A 1,043-nucleotide genomic window follows, 5' to 3' on the forward strand; every position below is an offset into this window, starting at 1 on the left:
CGCCAACGCCACCCGGATCGACACGAACCGGTCCATCTGGAATCGGGCGACGCCCGATTGCTTCGCGGTGATCGCATGCTCGCGCACGAGCCTCTTCAGGTCAGCGTAGGCAAACCGGACGTCGCCGCAGTAAAAGGCGGCCATCAGCCTCACCCGCTCTCCCTCCGCTAAGGCCACCCGTTCATTTTCCTGATCGGCGAGCTGAGCGAACTGCCTGAGCGTCGTAATTGCCTGCCTGTGCCGTCCGGTGAAGCTTTGCAGTATGCCAAGTCCCCACAAGGTACGTAACTGGTAATCGACGTTGCGGATCTCGCGCGCCAATTGGTTAGCCTCTATCCACGCCGCGTCGGCTTCGGGACCGAAATGGTCGGAGAAATTGAGGCCCGAGGCGTAGGACGCGATCAGTTTCATTTTGACAGCGGGTTCGCATCGCGACAGGGCTTCGACTGATTGCAGTGCCCGTTCTACGCGCCGGCGACTTTCAGCGACGGTCGACAACTCGTCCCAAAGCGGGATGGCAGCGCTGGTAAGACGCACGCCGACCTCGGGATCGGCGCCATCGCCTAAAGTCCAATCGATCGCCTTGAGTAAGTCGTTAACTCGCGGTTCGTAAGTGGCGGTCCATTGATTCCTCGGCTGCCATTGCCACTCCATCTCGGCTTGCTCGAACAGTCGTAGAAGATGGCGCGCAAGGTAGGATTGAGCGTCGACGGCTTCACCACTCCTGTTTAGCCGCTCGGCCGCAAAGCTGCGAGTACTGTCGAGCAGGCGATAGCGTGGTGCGCCGGCATCGTACGCGACCGACAGGAGCGATTTCGCGGCGAGGCTTTCAGTACACGCTGCTATCTCCTCGATGCTTCCGCCCATGCGGCCGGCGACGCCGATCACATCGGATAGAAAGAAGCTTGCCGAAAAAACCGAAAGCAACCGCAGGAGCCGAGCCTCATCCCGGGACAGGAGTTGGTAGCTCCAATCCATGGTCGCAAGAAGGGTCTGGTGGCGCGGTAGAGTTTCGCGAGATACCGCGTTGAGCGGCTCAAAGC

The 1,043-nt window shown here is 60.4% G+C and carries 1 protein-coding gene; it reads right to left on the reverse strand.

The window, feature by feature from the left end; all coding sequences use genetic code 11:
- A partial coding sequence (locus ACXJ5O_RS28055) for an ATP-binding protein (protein ID WP_457302773.1) occupies positions 1 to 1,043 on the reverse strand: 1,043 nt, incomplete at both ends.

The organism is Phyllobacterium sp. P5_D12 (assembly GCF_054049495.1).